This window comes from Microbacterium californiense (assembly GCF_047246625.1).
Lineage (GTDB): Bacteria > Actinomycetota > Actinomycetes > Actinomycetales > Microbacteriaceae > Microbacterium.
This window is the reverse complement of sequence record NZ_JBFOKQ010000001.1, coordinates 340342-358428: the sequence shown is the minus strand read 5'-3', so window position 1 is coordinate 358428 and position 18087 is coordinate 340342. Positions and strand designations below refer to the sequence as shown.

The 18087-nt window shown below is 70.7% G+C and carries 16 protein-coding genes; 13 read left to right on the top strand and 3 right to left on the bottom strand.

Features of this window, described 5'->3' with window-relative positions; genetic code table 11:
* Positions 1-36: 36 nt before the first annotated feature.
* The 3 genes from AB3M82_RS01770 to ilvC all read left to right on the top strand — a co-directional run bounded on the left by AB3M82_RS01770 (position 37) and on the right by ilvC (position 3461).
* Positions 37-1839, top strand: a complete 1803-nt coding sequence (locus AB3M82_RS01770; RefSeq protein ID WP_412955247.1) for an acetolactate synthase large subunit — start codon at positions 37-39, stop codon at positions 1837-1839.
* Between the two features lie 2 nt (positions 1840-1841).
* Positions 1842-2351 (top strand): acetolactate synthase small subunit, encoded by a 510-nt coding sequence (ilvN, locus tag AB3M82_RS01765; protein ID WP_314647099.1) that lies wholly within the window; start codon positions 1842-1844, stop codon positions 2349-2351.
* A gap of 81 nt (positions 2352-2432) precedes the next feature.
* Positions 2433-3461: a ketol-acid reductoisomerase gene (gene ilvC, locus AB3M82_RS01760; protein ID WP_412955244.1), complete on the top strand. Its 1029-nt coding sequence runs from the start codon at positions 2433-2435 to the stop codon at positions 3459-3461.
* A 212-nt stretch (positions 3462-3673) separates the two neighbouring features.
* Here the strand turns inward: ilvC and AB3M82_RS01755 are convergent, their stop codons facing one another.
* The gene (locus AB3M82_RS01755) at positions 3674-6520 is read right to left on the bottom strand and encodes an FAD-binding and (Fe-S)-binding domain-containing protein (protein ID WP_412955242.1); all 2847 of its coding nucleotides are present in this window, start codon (positions 6518-6520) and stop codon (positions 3674-3676) included.
* 56 nt (positions 6521-6576) lie between these two features.
* Between AB3M82_RS01755 and AB3M82_RS01750 the strand changes: the two genes are divergently transcribed.
* The gene (locus AB3M82_RS01750; RefSeq protein ID WP_412955240.1) at positions 6577-7239 is read left to right on the top strand and encodes a GntR family transcriptional regulator; all 663 of its coding nucleotides are present in this window, start codon (positions 6577-6579) and stop codon (positions 7237-7239) included.
* Here AB3M82_RS01750 and AB3M82_RS01745 read toward each other — a convergent pair whose 3' ends face one another.
* Complete coding sequence (locus AB3M82_RS01745; protein ID WP_412955238.1) at positions 7240-8097, bottom strand: hypothetical protein; 858 nt, start codon at positions 8095-8097, stop codon at positions 7240-7242.
* A gap of 63 nt (positions 8098-8160) precedes the next feature.
* On the opposite strand from AB3M82_RS01745, the gene AB3M82_RS01740 reads away from it, so the two are divergent.
* The 3 genes from AB3M82_RS01740 to serA all read left to right on the top strand — a co-directional run bounded on the left by AB3M82_RS01740 (position 8161) and on the right by serA (position 10688).
* Entirely contained in the window at positions 8161-8631 is a 471-nt protein-coding gene (locus AB3M82_RS01740; RefSeq protein WP_412955236.1) for a hypothetical protein, read from the top strand.
* Positions 8628-8960, top strand: a complete 333-nt coding sequence (locus AB3M82_RS01735) for a hypothetical protein (protein ID WP_412955234.1) — start codon at positions 8628-8630, stop codon at positions 8958-8960. Before AB3M82_RS01740 ends, AB3M82_RS01735 begins: the two co-directional genes overlap by 4 nt.
* 123 nt (positions 8961-9083) lie before the next feature.
* Positions 9084-10688: a phosphoglycerate dehydrogenase gene (gene serA / locus AB3M82_RS01730; protein ID WP_412955233.1), complete on the top strand. Its 1605-nt coding sequence runs from the start codon at positions 9084-9086 to the stop codon at positions 10686-10688.
* A 51-nt stretch (positions 10689-10739) separates the two neighbouring features.
* Here serA and AB3M82_RS01725 read toward each other — a convergent pair whose 3' ends face one another.
* On the bottom strand, positions 10740-11285 hold the full coding sequence (locus AB3M82_RS01725; protein WP_412955231.1) for a TetR/AcrR family transcriptional regulator: 546 nt from the start codon (positions 11283-11285) through the stop codon (positions 10740-10742).
* An 89-nt stretch (positions 11286-11374) separates the two neighbouring features.
* On the opposite strand from AB3M82_RS01725, the gene AB3M82_RS01720 reads away from it, so the two are divergent.
* The 6 genes from AB3M82_RS01720 (at position 11375) to AB3M82_RS01695 (ending at position 18079) form a co-directional block, all read left to right on the top strand.
* Complete coding sequence (locus AB3M82_RS01720; protein ID WP_412955229.1) at positions 11375-12910, top strand: MFS transporter; 1536 nt, start codon at positions 11375-11377, stop codon at positions 12908-12910.
* Between the two features lie 68 nt (positions 12911-12978).
* A complete protein-coding gene (locus AB3M82_RS01715; RefSeq protein WP_412955227.1) occupies positions 12979-14022 on the top strand; it encodes a 3-isopropylmalate dehydrogenase in 1044 nt (347 codons plus the stop codon).
* Between the two features lie 61 nt (positions 14023-14083).
* Positions 14084-15184 (top strand): branched-chain amino acid aminotransferase, encoded by a 1101-nt coding sequence (locus tag AB3M82_RS01710; RefSeq protein ID WP_412955225.1) that lies wholly within the window; start codon positions 14084-14086, stop codon positions 15182-15184.
* An 86-nt stretch (positions 15185-15270) separates the two neighbouring features.
* On the top strand, positions 15271-16047 hold the full coding sequence (locus tag AB3M82_RS01705) for a fumarylacetoacetate hydrolase family protein (RefSeq protein ID WP_412955223.1): 777 nt from the start codon (positions 15271-15273) through the stop codon (positions 16045-16047).
* Complete coding sequence (locus AB3M82_RS01700; RefSeq protein ID WP_412955221.1) at positions 16044-17312, top strand: MFS transporter; 1269 nt, start codon at positions 16044-16046, stop codon at positions 17310-17312. Before AB3M82_RS01705 ends, AB3M82_RS01700 begins: the two co-directional genes overlap by 4 nt.
* On the top strand, positions 17309-18079 hold the full coding sequence (locus AB3M82_RS01695; RefSeq protein ID WP_412955219.1) for a class I SAM-dependent methyltransferase: 771 nt from the start codon (positions 17309-17311) through the stop codon (positions 18077-18079). The genes AB3M82_RS01700 and AB3M82_RS01695 overlap by 4 nt, the downstream gene beginning before the upstream one ends.
* The last annotated feature ends 8 nt before the right edge of the window (positions 18080-18087 follow it).

Here is an 18087-nt window from a genome sequence, read left to right as displayed (position 1 = left end):
GCATCCGCTGCCCCCCAGACCACCCGAAGGAAAGCCATGACTGCTGACTCCGTCTCGGCCGTGCCGAGGCCGCCCGCCCGTCCCTCCGACGCGCCCGAACTGACCGGTGCGGAGGCGGTCGTCCGCTCGCTCGAGCTGCTCGGCGTGACCGACGTCTTCGGTCTGCCCGGCGGCGCCATCCTGCCCGTCTACGACCCGCTGATGGACGCGTCGCAGCTGCGCCACATCCTGGTGCGTCACGAGCAGGGAGCCGGGCACGCCGCCGAGGGGTACGCCTCGGCATCGGGCAAGGTCGGCGTGTGCATCGCGACCTCGGGTCCCGGCGCGACGAACCTCGTCACGGCCATCGCCGACGCCTACATGGACTCCGTCCCGCTGCTCGCCATCACCGGGCAGGTGTTCTCGACCCTGATGGGCACCGACGCGTTCCAGGAGGCCGACATCGTGGGGATCACGATGCCGATCACCAAGCACTCGTTCCTCGTGAAGGACCCCGCCGACATCCCCGGCGCGATCGCGGCGGCCTACGAGATCGCCTCCACCGGGCGCCCCGGGCCCGTGCTCGTCGACATCACGAAGGACGCGCAGCAGGCGAGCGCCCCGTTCGTCTGGCCGCCCCGGATCGACCTCCCGGGCTACCGTCCGGTGACGAAGGCGCACGGCAAGCAGATCCAGGCGGCGGCTGCGCTTCTCGCCGAGGCCAAGAAGCCGGTGCTGTACGTCGGCGGCGGCGTGATCCGCGGCCGTGCGTCCGCCGAGCTGGTCGAGCTCGCCGAGGCGACCGGCGCTCCCGTGGTCACGACCCTCATGGCGCGCGGGGCGTTCCCCGACTCGCACCCGCAGCACCTGGGCATGCCGGGCATGCACGGCACGGTGCCGGCGGTGCTCGCGCTGCAGGAGGCCGACCTGCTCATCTCGCTCGGCGCGCGCTTCGACGACCGTGTCACCGGCAAGGCCGCGCTCTTCGCGCCGCACGCCAAGGTGGTCCATGTCGACATCGACCCGGCCGAGATCTCCAAGATCCGCACGGCGGACGTGCCGATCGTCGGCGACGTGCGCGACGTGCTCATCGATCTGGCGGCGGCGTTCCGCGGCGCGACCGGGGGCACGAAGCCCGACACGGACGAGTGGTGGTCGTACCTCGACGGTCTGCGCACGGAGTTCCCGCTCGGATTCGCGCCCACGACCGACGGGCTCCTGGCTCCGCAGCACGTCATCCAGCGCATCGGCGAGCTGACCGGTCCCGAGGGCGTGTTCGCCTCGGGCGTGGGCCAGCACCAGATGTGGGCCGCGCAGTTCATCAAGTACGAGCGTCCGAACGCCTGGCTGAACTCCGGAGGCGCCGGCACCATGGGCTACTCGGTCCCGGCCGCGATGGGGGCGAAGGTCGCCGAACCCGACCGCCACGTGTGGGCGATCGACGGCGACGGATGCTTCCAGATGACCAATCAGGAGCTCGCCACCTGCGCGATCAACAACATCCCGATCAAGGTCGCGATCATCAACAACTCCTCGCTGGGCATGGTGCGCCAGTGGCAGACGCTGTTCTACGACGGCCGCCACTCCCACACCGACCTCAACACCGGTCACGGCACGATCCGCATCCCCGACTTCGTGAAGCTGGCGGAGGCGTACGGCTGCCTCGCCATCCGCGTCGAGAAGGAGGAGGAGGTGGATGCGGCGATCCAGCTCGCACTCGAGACGAACGACCGTCCCGTCGTGATCGACTTCGTCGTCAGCGCCGACTCCATGGTGTGGCCGATGGTGCCGCAGGGCGTCAGCAACAGCTATGTCCAGTACGCCCGCGACCACGCGCCCGCTTTCGACGAGGAGGACTGACCATGTCGACCCACGTGCTGAGCCTCCTGGTCGAGGACACCCCCGGTCTCCTCACGCGCGTCGCCGGGCTCTTCGCCCGCCGCGGCTTCAACATCCACTCCCTCGCGGTCGGCGTGACCGAGGTGCCCGGCATCTCGCGCATCACCGTGGTCGTGGATGTCGACGAGCTCCCGCTCGAGCAGGTCACCAAGCAGCTCAACAAGCTGATCAACGTGATCAAGATCGTCGAGCTCGACTTCGCCACCTCCGTGCAGCGCGAGCACATGCTCGTGAAGGTGCGCACCGACAACACCACGCGATCGAACGTGATCGAGGTCGTGAACCTCTTCCGCGCCGCAGTCGTCGACTACGCCGCCGACGCGCTCGTGATCGAGGTGACCGGTGACAAGGGCAAGGTCGACGCGATGCTCCGCGCCCTCGAGCCGTTCGGCATCAAGGAGATCGCGCAGTCCGGCCTCCTCGCCATCGGCCGCGGGGGCAAGAGCATCACCGAGCGCGTCCTGCGCGGCTGACCCACCATCCCCACCGACCAGCCCTGACGTCGGACGACGCGCAGGGCGAGCAGAACCGCCACGAACAAGGAGAAACACACAGTGAGCACCGAGATCTTCTACGACGCCGACGCCGACCTGTCCCTCATCCAGGGCAAGAAGGTCGCGATCGTCGGCTACGGCTCGCAGGGTCACGCCCACGCGCAGAATCTGCGCGACTCGGGCGTCGAGGTCGCCATCGCCCTCAAGGAGGGCTCGAAGTCGGCGGCGAAGGCCGAGGAGGCCGGATTCCCGGTCAAGACCGTGGCCGACGCCACCGCCTGGGCCGACGTCATCATGATCCTGGCGCCGGACCAGCACCAGCGCACCATCTACAGCGAGTCGATCGCACCGAACCTGACCGCGGGCAAGACCCTCGCCTTCGCGCACGGCTTCAACATCCGCTTCGGCTACATCGACGCGCCCGAGGGCGTCGACGTCATCCTCGTCGCGCCCAAGGCCCCCGGCCACACGGTGCGTCGCGAGTTCGTCGCCGGCCGCGGCATCCCCGACATCATCGCCGTCGAGCGCGACGCCTCGGGCTCGGCGTGGGACCTCGCGCTGTCGTACGCGAAGGCCATCGGCGGCACCCGTGCCGGCGTCATCAAGACCACGTTCACCGAGGAGACCGAGACCGACCTCTTCGGCGAGCAGGCAGTGCTCTGCGGCGGGGTGAGCCACCTGGTGCAGGCCGGTTTCGAGACCCTCACCGAGGCGGGCTACCAGCCGCAGATCGCCTACTTCGAGGTGCTGCACGAGCTGAAGCTCATCGTCGACCTGATGTGGGAGGGCGGCATCGCGAAGCAGCGCTGGTCGATCTCCGACACCGCCGAGTTCGGCGACTACGTCTCGGGCCCGCGCGTCATCGACGAGCGCGTCAAGGAGAGCATGAAGGGCGTGCTCGCCGACATCCAGTCCGGCGCCTTCGCCAAGCGCTTCATCGACGACCAGGACAACGGTGCCGAGGAGTTCCTCGCGCTGCGCGCCAAGGAGGAGCAGCACCCGATCGAGGTGACCGGCAAGGAGCTGCGTTCGCTCTTCGCCTGGAAGCAGCAGGACGAGGACTACATCGACGGCAGCGCTGCGCGCTGACGGCGATGTAATCCTCGGAGGACAGTGCTGGTCTGGCCGCTTCGCGGCGAGGATCGACGGCAGCGCTGCGCGCTGACGGCGATGTGATCCTCGGAGGACAGTGCTGGTCTGGCCGCTTCGCGGCGGGGATCGACGGCAGCGCTGCGCGCTGATCCGCTGATCCACAGAACGGGCGCCCCGATCGGGGCGCCCGTTCCGTCGTCCCGGGCGGCTCAGCCGCGCGTGAGCTCCTCGAGCACTTCGACGACGTGGCGATAGGGGCGCCCGGCGGCGCGGCTCATACCGATCTCGCAGGTGCGGTTGGCCGAGACGAAGGCGTCGAAGCCGCCCCGCGCCGCGCCTGCGGCGGCGACCTCGGCGGATTCGACGGCGGTGGCGCTGGCGGTGAGCTCGGGATGCAGCATGCCGCGGTCTCCGGCGAAGGCGCAGCACCCCCACCCGTCGGGCACGTAGACGTCCCGCGCCACGGCGTGGGCGATCTCGGTCAGCGCTCCGGTGGCGCCGAGCGCGGTGGTCGAGCAGGTGGGGTGCACCGCCACGCTGTCGAGCTTCGCGGTCACCCGCACGAGGGGCAGGACCTCCCGGGCGATGAAGGTCGTGGCGTCCTCGATCACGAGGCCGGCGTACTCGGGGTACTCGGCGAGCGACTTCGCCAGCATCGTGTGCAGCCCCTCGGTGCAGGATGCCGCGTCGCAGACGACCGGGAGCTCGCCGGAGCGGCTGGCCTCCCAGAGCGAGGCCAGCACGCGCTCGGTCATGCGGTCGTACCCGCGGAGATGCCCCTTCGACTTCCACGGCGTGCCGCAGCACAGGCCGCCCGCGTCCTCGGGGATGACGACGGGGATGCCGGCCCGCTCGAGCAGGGCGAGAACCGCGTCCCGCGAGCCCTCGCCGTGCTCCTCCGGCCCGAACATGGTGCCGATGCAGGCGCCGAAGAAGACGGCGCGGGCGTCGGCGGGGCGCCGCGGTGCGGGCGGCCTCGTGCCGCCCCGGGGCAGGTCCCGGTCGTACCGCGGCACCGTGTCGGCGCCGAGGAGGGCTCGCCCGACCTGCGTCGCCCCCGTGACGAGAGGAGCAGGCAGCGCCGAGGCGACGGTGAGCGCGACGCCCCCGACGCGCGTGACAGCGCCCCACCCCTTGGCCGCCGCATCCCAGGCGACGTCCTCCAGAGCGGAGGACTGCTCTGCCCGCAGGCGGCGCACGAGGTCGCCGGTGTTGATGTCGACGGGGCACGCCACACCGCACATGCCGTCGACCGCGCACGTCTGCACGCCGTCGTAGTCGTAGTCGCGGCGCAGCTCGTCGAGCAGCACGGTGTCGCCCTGCTCCTCGGCCCAGGCCATGTCACGACGCAGCACGATTCGCTGGCGCGGGGTGAGGGTGAGGTCCTTGCTCGGGCACGTCGGCTCGCAGTACCCGCACTCCACGCAGCGGTCGACCTCCTTCTCGACGGTCGGCACGCGCTTGAGGTCGCGCAGGTACGAGTCGGGGTCGTCGGAGAGCACGACGCCGGGATTGAGGATGCCGGCCGGATCGAGGAGGCGCTTGATCTCCCACATCAGCTCGGTGAGCTCGTCGCCGTACTGGCGACGCACGAACGGCGCCATGATGCGCCCCGTCCCGTGCTCGGCCTTGAGCGAACCGCCCTGTCCGAGCACCAGCTCGACCATGTCGTCGGTGAAGCGGCGGTAGCGGGCGACGCTCTCGGGGTCGTCGAACCGCTCGTTGAGCAGGAAGTGGACGTTGCCGTCCTTCGCGTGCCCGAAGATCACGGAGCCCTCGTAGCCGTGCCGCGCGAAGAGCTCGATGAGCTGCTCGCACGTGGTGAGCAGCCGGTCGACCGGCACGACGATGTCCTCCAGGAGCGCGGTCGTGCCGGAGGGGCGCGCGCCGGCGACGGCGGTGTAGAGGCCCTTGCGCACGTGCCACAGGGCGGCGCGTTCGCGAGCGTCGGTCGTCAGGCTCGCGTCGGCCGCGAGGGGGAGCGTGCGCAGGTGGCTCAGGACCGCGTCGCTGCGGTCGGCGAGGGCGACGGCATCCTCCGCATGCACCTCGACGAGGAGGGCGGCGTGGCCCTCCACCTCGATGGCGGCGATGCTCGCGGGCACGTCGCCGAGTCCCTGCGCCACGCGCAGCGACGCGGCATCGAGGAGCTCGATCGTGGCGAGGCCCAGGGCGGCCAGGTCGGGCAGCGCCGCCATCGCGTCGGACAGGGTCTCGAACACGAGCAGCCCGGTCGCGATCGCCGGCTGCACGGGGACCGTGCGGAAGCGGGCCTCGGCCACGAACGCCAACGTGCCCTCGGAGCCGATCACGAGATGCTCGAGGATGCGCACGGGATCGTCGAAGTCGAGCAGGGCGTTGATGCCGTAGCCCATCGTGTTCTTCATGGAGAACTGCCGCCGGACGAACTCCGCCTGCTCCGGTGACGAGCGCAGGCGATCGCGCAAGCGCAGGAGCCCGGCCGCGAGTTCCGGCTCGGCGTCTCGGAGACGGTCCTCGGCATCGGGCAGCCCGGTGTCGATGATCGTGCCGCTCGGAAGGACGAGCACGAGCGAGGCGACCGTCCGGTACGAGTTCTCGGTGATGCCGCACGCCATCCCGCTGGAGTTGTTCGCGATCACGCCGCCGATGGTGCAGGCGATCTCGCTCGCGGGATCGGGCCCGAGCTTGCGCCCGTACCTCGCGAGACGGGTGTTCACCTGCCGTACGGTGGCCCCGGGGCCGACCCGGACGATCATGCCGTCGTCCTCGACGTGGATCGTGCGGAAGTGGCTGCGGGTGTCGACGAGGATGTCGTCGCTGACGCCCTGGCCCGACAGGCTCGTGCCCCCGGAGCGGAAGGTCAGCGTGCGCCCGGCGGCGCGCACCGCCTCGAACACGCGGGCCACGCCGGGCGCATCGCCGGGGGAGAGCACCGCGTCGGGGATGAGCAGGTAGTGGGAGGCGTCATGGGCGCGGGAGAACCGGTCGATGGACCGGGAGTGGACCGTGGTGGCGGCTCCGAGGATGGTCGGGTCCAGGGGGTCGGCGAGCGTCGTCGGCACAGTGCTCCTCATCGATGCGGATTGTCAGACAAGTGTACTCGAACACCTCCCGTCGGTACACTGCTCGGATGACCACCACGGAAGCGGCGCTCGGCGTCGTCGGCGTCGTCGACGCGGTGACCGCGCGACTGCGCGAGCGGATCCTCGGCGGGGAGCTGCGGTCGGGCACGGCGGTGACCGAGGCCTCCGTCTCGGCCGCCTACGGCGTGGCCCGCCCGAGCGCCAAGGCGGCCATCGAGCAGCTGGTCGCCGCGGGGCTCCTCGTGCGCAGCGCCCATCGCAGCGCACGCGTCGTCTCGATCGAGCCGTCCAGCGTGCGTGACGTCTACCGGACCCGCGCCCGGCTCGAGGGTGCCGCTCTGCGCGAGCTCGCCGCCGCACGCCTCGCACCGGGCGAAGCGGTGGCCGCCAACGCGGCGATCCGAGCACTGGGACCCGGCCCCGACCCGGCGACGGTGGACCCGGATCTCCGCTTCCACACCGCGCTCATCGAGGCGCTCGCGAGCGATCGGACCGCGCGGATGTACCGCAGCCTGCTCGACGAGGTGCGCCTGTGCATGGGGCAGGTGCAGGGGCGCCGACTGCTCGACGCCTCCGTCATCGCGCGGGAGCACTCCGAGATCCTCGAGGCCGTCGCCGAGGGGGACGGCGACCGGGCGGCACGACTGCTCGGCTCGCACCTCTCCTCGGCGGAGGAGCGTCTGGTCGAGGCGCTCGTCGACGACCGCTGATCAGTCGCCCGACGTCTCCTCCGGAGCGGCGGACGTCTCACCCTCGAGCTCGGCCACCTCGTCGGGGAGAGCGGCCTTCACGGCATCCACTTCCTCCTGGGTGTAGTCGCAGTAGTCGACGGCCTCCGACTCCCACCGCTTGGTGAGCCGATCCTTGCCCTCTGCGTGCGCGGTCGCGACCGTGCCCTGGTAGATCTGCCCGTCGGCCGACTCCCTGTTCACGTCGGGCACGGCGGCGCAGACGTGGAAGACCGACCCGGACTTCGTCCAGAACACCTCGTCGGCGCCGGTCAGCTCCTCCACGATGTTCGACTCCGCGGCGTACTGCTCCGTCGACGGCGGGGAGTAGTCTGCCCCGAACGCGAAGACGGCGAGTGCGGCGACCACGATGCCGACGACCCCGGCGACGGCCTTCTGGCCGCCGGTCATATAGCGGCTGGTGAAGATCAGCACGATCCGGGGGAGGAACGCGATGACCGCGATGATCGCCCCCAACTGGTTCTGCACGAAGAAGCGCAGGGTGTCGCTCCGACGCGCGGGATCGAGCCGGTTCGCCTTCTTCCACAGCACCGAGCCGATGCTGGCGAGGACGCCGATGACGAGGATCGCGGCGATCCGGCCGACCAGGTGGATCGTCGTGAACGGACTCTGGCGGAGCAGCCAGAAGATCGCGAACGCCTCGCCGGCGATCGCGAGGACCCACAGGCCGACGGCCGTCCAGCGGTGGCGGGTCGCCTCGGCCTTCGCCTCCGCCGTGGGCCGCCAGTCGAGGGGCGGGTCCGCGGCCTCCCCGCCGCGCGCCGGCTCGACGCGGACGACCTTCTTCCTCGGCTGCGCCACCTTCTTCTGCTGGGCCACGGGCGGATCCTTCCGTCGAGTTCACGGCAGAGCCTAGTGGACCGCGTGACCTACGCTGGAGGCATGACCCCGGACCCCGACGACGCCCTGAGCTGGGAGGGTGACGAGCATGCCTCGCCGCGCGACCTCGGTCCGCGGCGCCGCGAGGAGGACCCGCGGCGGGCCCGCGTCGGCGACGCTCCGCGCACGCCGTCGGGCATCGTGGGATCGGATGCCGAAGCCGACGCCGCGCGGACGCCGCTCAGCACGGCGATGCTGTTGATCACGGGCGTGATCGGCGGCGTGTACCTGCTCTACTCGATCGGCTGGATCGTGGGCGGACTCCGTCTGCAGCCGCTCGCCTCGTTCCTCGTCGCCGACGCGATGTTCGTGCCGTGGTTCGCGCTCGCCGTCGCCGCTCCCGCCCTCTGGTTCCTCGCGGGCTGGGTGCTCACCCGGGGAAGGGCGTCGTGGATCCGCGTCGCCGTGCTCCTCGCGGGGGTCGTGCTGCTGGTTCCCTGGCCGTTCGTGACCGTGGGGGTGGTGGGCTCGTGAGCGCCGCGGAGGCATCCACGTCGGCACGCCGGTCGCCCCGGTGGGTCTCCGCCCTGGTGGTCGGCCTCGCCGGGCTCTTCTACGCGTACGCCGTGTGGAACGCGGTCGCGCACCTGATCTCGATGGCCCAGACCGGGCTGAACGGAACGGGGTGGGCGGCCCTCTCCTTCGGCGTGGTGTTCCCCGCTCTCGTCTTCGGCTTCGCCTTCGCGATCGGGCGGCGGCGGCGGGTCGGCGAGCTCGCCCTGTCGTTCCTCGCGGGCCTGGGCGTCGTGGCCGTCTTCTGGCTGAGCCTGCTCGCCCTCAGCCTCACTCTGCCCAGCGCCTGACGGATCGAGCCGTCACACGGCGGGAGCGCCGGAGACGCTCGGGTACAGTGGAGGGGATCGCGCCCCCACGGTGTGCGGCGCATCGGCCCCTCCCGCCTGTCGCGCTGCCCCGAAGGATCCACTGTGCCGAAGCCCGTCGTGCTCATCGCCGAAGTTCTGTCTCCCGCTACGATCGAGGCCCTGGGTCCGGACTTCGACGTCCGCGACGTCGACGGCACGGACCGCGAGGCCCTGTTCGCGTCGCTCGCCGACGCCGATGCGGTGCTGATCCGCTCGGCCACGCAGATCGACGAGGAGGCGCTCGCGCACGCGCCGAAGCTCAAGGTCGTCGCCCGCGCGGGCGTCGGTCTCGACAACGTCGACATCAAGGCCGCGACCGCCGCGGGTGTGATGGTGGTGAACGCCCCGACGTCGAACATCGTGTCCGCGGCGGAGCTCACGGTCGGCCACATCCTGAGCCTGGCCCGTCGCATCCCGGCTGCGCACGCCTCCCTCTCGGCCGGTCAGTGGAAGCGCAGCTCCTTCACGGGCGCCGAGCTGTTCGAGAAGACCGTCGGCATCGTGGGCCTGGGGCGCATCGGCGCACTGGTCGCCGCCCGTCTCGCCGCGTTCGACATGCGCGTCGTCGCCTACGACCCTTACGTCACCTCCGCCCGCGCGCAGCAGCTCGGCGTGCAGCTGCTCTCCCTCGACGAGCTCGTCGCGGAAGCCGACTTCCTGACCATCCACATGCCGAAGACGCCCGAGACCACGGGCATGATCGGCGCCGAGCAGTTCAAGGCCATGAAGCCCACCGCGTTCGTGGTGAACGTCGCGCGCGGTGGTCTGATCGACGAGGAGGCGCTGCGCGAGGCTCTGATCGCCGGGGAGATCGCGGGAGCGGGCCTCGACGTCTTCACCTCCGAGCCGCCCGCCGAGGGTGGCACGGCGCGCGCGCTGCTCGACCTCCCGAACGTGGTAGTGACGCCGCACCTCGGCGCGAGCACCGAAGAGGCGCAGGAGAAGGCCGGCGTCTCGGTCGCCCGCTCCGTCCGTCTCGCGCTCGGGGGAGACCTCGTGCCGGACGCGGTCAACGTCGCCGGCGGAGTCATCGACCCGTACGTCCGCCCGGGCATCTCGCTCGTCGAGAAGCTCGGCCAGATCCTCGCCGCTCTCGCGACCGCGCCGCTCACGAGCCTCGACGTCGAGGTCCACGGCGAGCTCAACGACTACGACGTCAGCGTCCTCAAGCTGGCCGCTTTGAAGGGCGTCTTCACCAACATCGTCAGCGAGACCGTGTCGTACGTGAACGCTCCGCTGCTCGCCGAGCAGCGCGGCATCGCGGTGCGGCTGCTCCAGGACGACGTGAGCGACGAGTACCGCAACGTCATCACGCTGAGCGGCGCCCTGTCCGACGGCTCGCAGCTCTCGGTCTCGGGCACGCTCACCGGGCCCAAGCAGGCCGAGAAGCTGGTCGGCATCAACGACTACGCCCTCGAGCTGCCCATCGAGAAGCACCACGTCGTGATGCTCTACACCGACCGCCCGGGCATCGTGGCCGTGTACGGCCAGAAGTTCGGCGAGGCGGGCATCAACATCGCGGGCATGCAGATCGCCCGGGAGGCCGCGGGTGCGCAGGCGCTCAGCATCCTCACGCTGGACTCGCCGGTCTCCGACGATCTGCTCGACGACGTCCGCGACGCGATCGACGCCGATCTGTTCCGTCAGATCCAGATCACCGAGATCTGACCCGGGGCTTCACGCAGGGCGAGGCGCGCGAGCGTCTCGCCCTGCGTCGTCTCACGGCGCGGTGGCCCGGCGCACGAGCGCGATCAGCTCGGCGAGCTCCGCGCGCGCGGGCACCAGGTGCTCGGAGCCGTTCACGTCGAGCGAGTTGTTGAAGTACAGTCCGTCGCTCAGGAGCATCACGAGCTGCAGGCTCGCCTGATCACGGACATGGGGGCGGACGGCGTCCTCCCAGCGACGCCGGCCGTCCCGCAGGGCGTCGGATGCGGCCGTCGACCCGCCCTGCGCGAGTCGGGTGGCGGCGATGAGCGCGCGGTCGAGGGCCTCGTCCTCCATCACCGAGGTGCGGATGTAGTAGGCGACCGGCCCGTCGCCGTCGGCGGTCATCCGCTCGAGATCGGCCGTCGTGAGCGCCTCGAGCCGTCCGAGGAGCCCGGCCACCAGTTCGTCCTTCGATCCGAAGTGGTAGAGCAGACCGCCTTTCGAGACGCCCGCGGCCCTCGCGGTCGCGTCGAGCGTGGCCGCCCGTTCTCCGTCGGTCAGGATCAGTTCCTCGAAGGCGTCGAGCACGCGTTCGCGCGCCAGGGGAGGTCGGGGCATCGGGTCCTCTGTTCGATCGGGACGATGGTTCTGTTACTATACCATCCGGACGGTTTAGTAACACGGTCCCGGAAAGCGAGAGGTGGGCGATGACCCGGACGGCGACGATCCCGACGGCAGGAACGGATGCTCCCCGCGTGGGAGCCCGGGGATGGGCGGCGCTCGTCGTCCTCATGCTCCCGGTGCTGCTGGTGTCGGTCGACAACACCGTGCTGAGCTTCGCTCTGCCGGAGATCTCGCTCGCGCTCGCGCCCTCGGGGGCGGAGCAGCTGTGGATCATCGACGTCTACCCGCTCGTCCTCGCCGGCCTCCTGGTCACGATGGGAACGCTGGGGGACCGCTTCGGACGGCGGCGGATGCTGCTGATCGGCGCGAGCGGCTTCGCCGCGGTCTCGGTGCTCGCGGCCTTCGCCCCGACCGCGGGTCTGCTCATCGCCGCCCGTGCCCTGCTCGGCTTCTTCGGCGCCATGCTCATGCCGTCGACGCTCTCCCTGCTGCGATCGATCTTCCTCAACCGCGATCAGCGGCGCATGGCGATCGCCGTGTGGGCATCGGCGTTCTCGGCCGGCTCCGCGCTCGGTCCGATCGTCGGCGGGTTCCTGCTGGAGCATTTCAGCTGGGGCTCCGTCTTCCTGATCGCCGTCCCGGTGCTCATCCCGCTGCTGATCGCCGCGCCGCTCCTGGTCCCCGAGAGCCGCGATCCGAACCCCGGTCGGATCGATCCGATCAGCATCCTGCTGTCCATGGCCGCCATGATCCCGGTCGTGTACGCGATCAAGTCGTTCGCGGTCGACGGCCCGACCGTCGTCGCGGGGGCCTGGGCCCTCCTCGGCATCCTGATGGGCGTGCTGTTCGTGCGCCGCCAGCTCCGTGCGGAGATCCCGATGCTCGACATGGCGCTGTTCCGGCGCGGGACGTTCTCCGGCGCGATCCTCGTGAACCTGCTGAGCGTCGTCGCGCTCGTCGGCTTCCTCTACTTCGTCTCCCAGCACCTGCAGCTCGTGCTCGGACTGTCGCCTATGGTCGCCGGCCTGGCGCTCGTACCCGGTATGGCGATGATGATCGTCGCGGGACTGGCGGTCGTGCCGGTGTCGCGTCGCGTGGCTCCGCATCTCCTGGTGCCGATCGGCCTGGCGTTCTCGGTCGCCGGATACCTGATCGTCGCCTTCACGACGCACGAGCACGGGGTCGCGCCCCTGATCATCGCCTTCGTGGTGCTCGGGATCGGGATCGGCGCCGCGGAGACCATCTCGAACGAGCTCATCCTCTCCAGCGCGCCCGCCGAGAAGGCCGGCGCCGCGAGCGCGGTCTCCGAGACCGCGTACGAACTCGGCGCGGTCCTCGGCACGGCGATCCTCGGCGGCATCATCACCGCATTCTACCGCTCGGCCATCGTGCTGCCCGGCGGTCTGCCCGCCGACACGGCGGACGCGGCGCGGGAGACGCTTGCCGGTGCCTACACGGCGTCGCACGATCTCGCGCCCGATCTCGGGGAGGCGCTGTGGCAGGCCGCGGCCGACGCCTTCGGCTCGGGCGTCTTCATCACCTCGCTGATCGGCGCGGGACTGGTGCTCCTCGCCGGTGTGATCGCCGCCGTCACACTGCGCACGCGCGCCCCGCACTGACCAGTACGCTGGGGGAACCGAGCCGTCGACACCGACCCCGCGGTTCGGTTCCCCGAGCAAGGAGTGCCATGTCGCGTGTCGTGAAGCTGGCCGTCATCCCCGGTGACGGCATCGGTCCCGAGGTCATCGCCGAGGCCGAGAAGGTCCTCGACGCGGTGACGTCCTCCTCCGACGTCCGCTTCGACCGGACCCGCTTCTCCCTCGGGGCCGGGCGCTACCTCGAGACCGGCGACACGCTCACCGACGACGACCTCTCCGCGATCGCCGCGCACGACGCGATCCTGCTCGGGGCGGTCGGCGGAGTGCCGGGCGACCCCCGCCTGCAGAACGCGAACATCGAGCGCGGGCTGCTCCTGAAGCTCCGCTTCACCCTCGACCACTATGTCAACCTCCGCCCGTCCAAGCTGTTCACCGGCGCCACGGGACCGCTTGCGAACCCCGGCGAGATCGACTTCGTGGTGGTGCGTGAGGGCACCGAGGGGCCGTACGTCGGAAACGGCGGCGCGATCCGTGCCGGTACCCCTCAGGAAGTGGCCAACGAGACGTCCGTCAACACGGCGTTCGGGGTGGAGCGGGTCGTCCGCTACGCGTTCGAGCTCGCGGAGCGCCGGCGCCGGAAGCTCACCCTCGTGCACAAGACCAACGTGCTGGTGCACGCGGGCGCGATCTGGCAGCGCATCGTGAACGAGGTGGCGGCCGAGCACCCGGACGTCTCCGTCGACTACCTGCACGTCGATGCGGCCACCATCTTCCTCGTGACGGACCCGTCGCGGTTCGACGTCATCGTCACCGACAACCTCTTCGGCGACATCCTCACCGACCTCGCCGGCGCCGTCACCGGCGGCATCGGACTCGCCGCCTCCGGGAACATCAACCCGAGCGGTGCCTTCCCGTCGATGTTCGAGCCGGTGCACGGTTCGGCGCCCGACATCGCGGGGCAGCAGAAGGCCGACCCGACCGCCGCGATCCTCTCCATCGCGCTGCTGCTCGACCATCTCGGGCTCACGTCCGAGTCCGCACGCGTCAGCGCGGCGGTCGAGGCCGACATCGCGAGCCGTGACGGCGCGCGCACCACGTCCGAGATCGGCTCCGCGATCGCCGCACGCCTCTGATCGACAGGCGTAGGCTGAAACCGCGCGACGACGCGCCCACCCCTCAGAACGGAACAACACCATGACGACCATCGACGCACAGGCACCCGTGGCGCCGCTCGATTTCGCTGTGACCAAGAACCTCAACGCGGCCTCGCCCGCCCGAGTCGCCGAAGTGCACGAGAACCCGGGCTTCGGCGTCGTGTTCACCGACCACATGGTCGACATCTGCTGGTCCGCGAAGGGCGGATGGCACCGGCCCCGCGTTCAGCCCTATGGTCCGATCCCGCTCGACCCCGCGGCCTCCGTGCTGCACTACGGTCAGGAGATCTTCGAGGGCATCAAGGCGTACCGGCACGCCGACGGATCGATCCACACGTTCCGCCCCGACCGCAACGCCGCGCGCCTCCAGATGAGCGCGCGTCGCCTCGCTCTGCCCGAGCTGCCGACCGAGTACTTCATCGAGTCGCTGCGGCAGCTGATCGCCGTCGACGGCCGGTGGGTGCCCTCCGGCGCCGACCAGAGCCTCTACCTGCGCCCGTTCATGTTCGCGAAGGAGGCCTTCCTCGGCGTCCGCGCGGCCCAGAAGGTGGCCTACTACGTCATCGCCAGCCCGGCCGGAGCGTACTTCACGGGCGGCGTGAAGCCGGTGCGGATCTGGCTGTCCGAAGAGCACTCCCGCGCAGGTCGCGGCGGCACGGGCAAGGCGAAGACCGGCGGCAACTACGCCTCCAGCCTCCTGCCGCAGGCGCTCGCGAGCGCGAAGGGCTGCGACCAGGTCGTCTTCCTCAACGAGAAGAACGACGTCGAGGAGCTCGGCGGCATGAACATCGTGTTCGTCTTCGCCGACGGACGCATCGTGACGCCCGAGTCCGACAGCATCCTCGACGGGATCACCCGGGACTCGCTCCTGCAGCTGGCCGAGGACCGCGGGTTCACCGTGGAGAAGCGCGCCGTCTCGATCGACGAGTGGCGTGAGGGCGTCGCGTCCGGCGCGATCTCCGAGGTCTTCGCCTGCGGCACCGCCGCGGTCGTCACCCCGATCGGCGCGCTCGTCGGCGAGGGGTTCGAGGAGCCGCAGCCGATCGGCGAGCTCGCCCTGTCGCTGCGCGAGGAGCTCACCGACATCCAGTACGGCCGCCGCGAGGACCGTCACGGCTGGTTGCTGCGCCTCGACGCCTGACGCGTTCGACGTCGTTCCCGAGACCCCGCCCCGCCGCCCGCGCGAGGCGGGGTCTCGGCGTTCCGGGCGCTCGCTAGGCTGAGAGCATGAAGATCGCCCGTTTCAGCCATGATGACGCCATCCTCTTCGGAATCGTCGACGGGCCCGATCTCGTCGTGCTCACCGGCGACCCGCTGTTCGCCGGGTACGAGCCCACGGGCGACCGCGTGCCGATCGCGGATGCCGTGCTCCTGGCTCCGGTGATCCCGCGCTCGAAGATCGTCTGCGTCGGCAAGAACTATCACGACCACGCGGCCGAGATGGGGGGAGAGGCCCCGCAGGAACCCCTGCTGTTCCTGAAGCCGAACACCTCGGTCATCGGCCCCGGTGACGCCATCGTGCGTCCGGCGGCCTCGCAGCAGACAGAGTACGAGGGCGAGCTCGCCGTCGTGATCGGAAAGGTCGCGAAGAACGTCACGGCCGAGGACGCCCTCGACCACGTGCTCGGCTACACGATCGCGAACGACGTCACCGCGCGCGACCTGCAGCGCAAGGACGGCCAGTGGACGCGCGCCAAGGGCTTCGACACGTTCTGCCCGCTCGGCCCGACGATCAGCACCGACTTCGACCCTGTCACGGCGACGATCGAGACGCGGGTCAACGGCGAGATCCGGCAGAAGGCGCCCCTCACCGACATGATCCACTCGGTGGCCGACATCATCGCGTACGCCTCGGCCGTGTTCACCCTCCTGCCGGGCGACGTGATCCTCACCGGCACGCCGGCCGGCGTCGGCGCATTCAGGGCGGGTGACACGGTCGAGGTCGAGATCACCGGCCTGGGCATCCTCCGCAGCGCCGTGCGCGACGCAGTTACCGCGCCATGACCGCTCCGGTGCTGACGCTGGAGCAGCAGGCGGCGGTGCAACGCCGCACGGTGCTGGTGCTGTCGCTCGGGCAGGTGCTCGGGGGCATCGCCTTCGGCGCCACGGTGTCGCTCGGGGCGCTGCTCGCGGCCGATATCTCCGGCGACGACGCGCTCTCGGGGTTGGCGACGGCATCCGTGACCCTCGGCGCGGCGCTGTGCGCGATCCCGCTCGCCCGTCTGGCCGCCCGCGTCGGACGCCGCCGCGCGCTGACCCTCGGCAACCTGTTCGCGCTCGTCGGGATCGCCGTGGTGATCCTCGCCGCCGCGCTGCGCATCTTCCCGCTCCTGCTCGTCGGGATCCTGATGATCGGCGCGGGCAACGCCGGCAACCTGCAGTCGCGGTTCGCGGCGACCGATCTCGCCGCTCCCGCGCATCGCGGCCGTGACCTGTCGGTCGTCGTCTGGGCGACGACCATCGGGGGAGTGGCGGGACCGTTGCTGCTCGGCCCCGGTGAGGTCGTCGGGGCCGCAATCGGGATGCCGCCGCAGACCGGGTCGTACGTCTTCTCCTTCGTCGCGCAGTCCGCCGCCCTCGTGCTCTATCTTGTGGCGCTGCGCCCGGACCCGTTGCTGGCGGCGCAGCGGCTGTCGACGACGGCGGCCGCGACCGCGGGGGCGCTCACCCCGGACAGGCCCGTCGTGGCCCGCTATGCGATGTTCGCGATCGCCGGGTCTCACGTCGTGATGGCGTCCGTCATGGCGATGACTCCCGTACACCTCTCGCACATGGCGCACAGCATGCATCCCGGACACGACATGGCGGCCGCGGCCGCCGATGTCTCGCAGCTCGTCGGCATCACGATCGCCCTGCACGTCGCCGGCATGTACGCGCTCTCGCCGGTGTTCGGCATCCTCGCCGACCGGATCGGGCGCCTGCGCGTGGTGCTGCTCGGACAGCTGCTGCTGGCCGGATCCCTCGTCTTCGCGATCTTCACGAACGACCAGGCGTGGGGCGTGATGGTCGCGCTGATCCTGCTCGGGCTCGGATGGAGCGCCGCCACGGTCGCCGGGGCGGCGCTGTTGACCGAGTCCAGCGCCCCGGAGATCCGGACTCGCCGTCAGGGGCGCAGCGACTCGATCATGAGCCTCTCGGCCGCCGTCGGCGCCGTGCTCGCCGGGGTGGTGCTGTCGAACTTCCAATACGCGGGACTCGGGATAGCGGCATCCGCCCTCGTGCTCGCGATCGTCGTGCTCTCTCCCCTCGCACGGAGCCGGCGCTCGTGAAGTCCTGGGCCGGGGTGGGGGAGGCATACGCAACCTCCTACGCATCGCTGTGCGCGGGCACGTTCGACACCCTGCTCGAGGCGCTTGGGCCGGCTCATGGGCGCTCACTTCTCGATGCGGGAGCGGGGACGGGGGAGCTGGTCGCGCGTGCGGCGCGATGGGGCTGGGTCGCGACCGGCTGCGAGCCCGAACCGACGATGCGCGCGGTCGCGGAGCGTGACCGTCCGGGACGATCGATCGTCTCGGCAGCGCTGCCCGACCTCCCGTTCGAGGACGCCTCCTTCGATGCGGTGACGGCGAACTTCGTGCTCAACCACGTCGACGACCCTCGAGCATCCGCCTGGGAGATGGGGCGTGTGACCGTGCGAGAAGGCCTCCTCGCCGCCACCGTGTGGACCTCGTCGCCGTCATGGTTCTGGCACGAGGTGTGCGAGCGGGCCGGTCAGACGCCGGCGGCGGGGACGCGTCTGCCGCCGGAAAAGGACTTCGACCGCACCATCGGGGGCTTCTCGGCGATGCTGGCGGATGCCGGTTGGCGCGAGGTCTCCACGGTCGAGCATGCGTGGACGTGGGACGCCGATCCGGCGACGCTGTGGAGCTCAGCGGAAGGCGGTGTCGCCTCGGCGGGCCTCTTCTATCGCAGCCTGGATGGCGCCGGCCGTGAGCGGTTCCGCCGGGGCTTCGACGAGACGTGTGCCGCTCACGGGCGCGACGGCGTGCTGTCGCTGCCGCACACGGCGGCAGTCGCGGTGGGTCACGCGCCCTAGAATCGAAG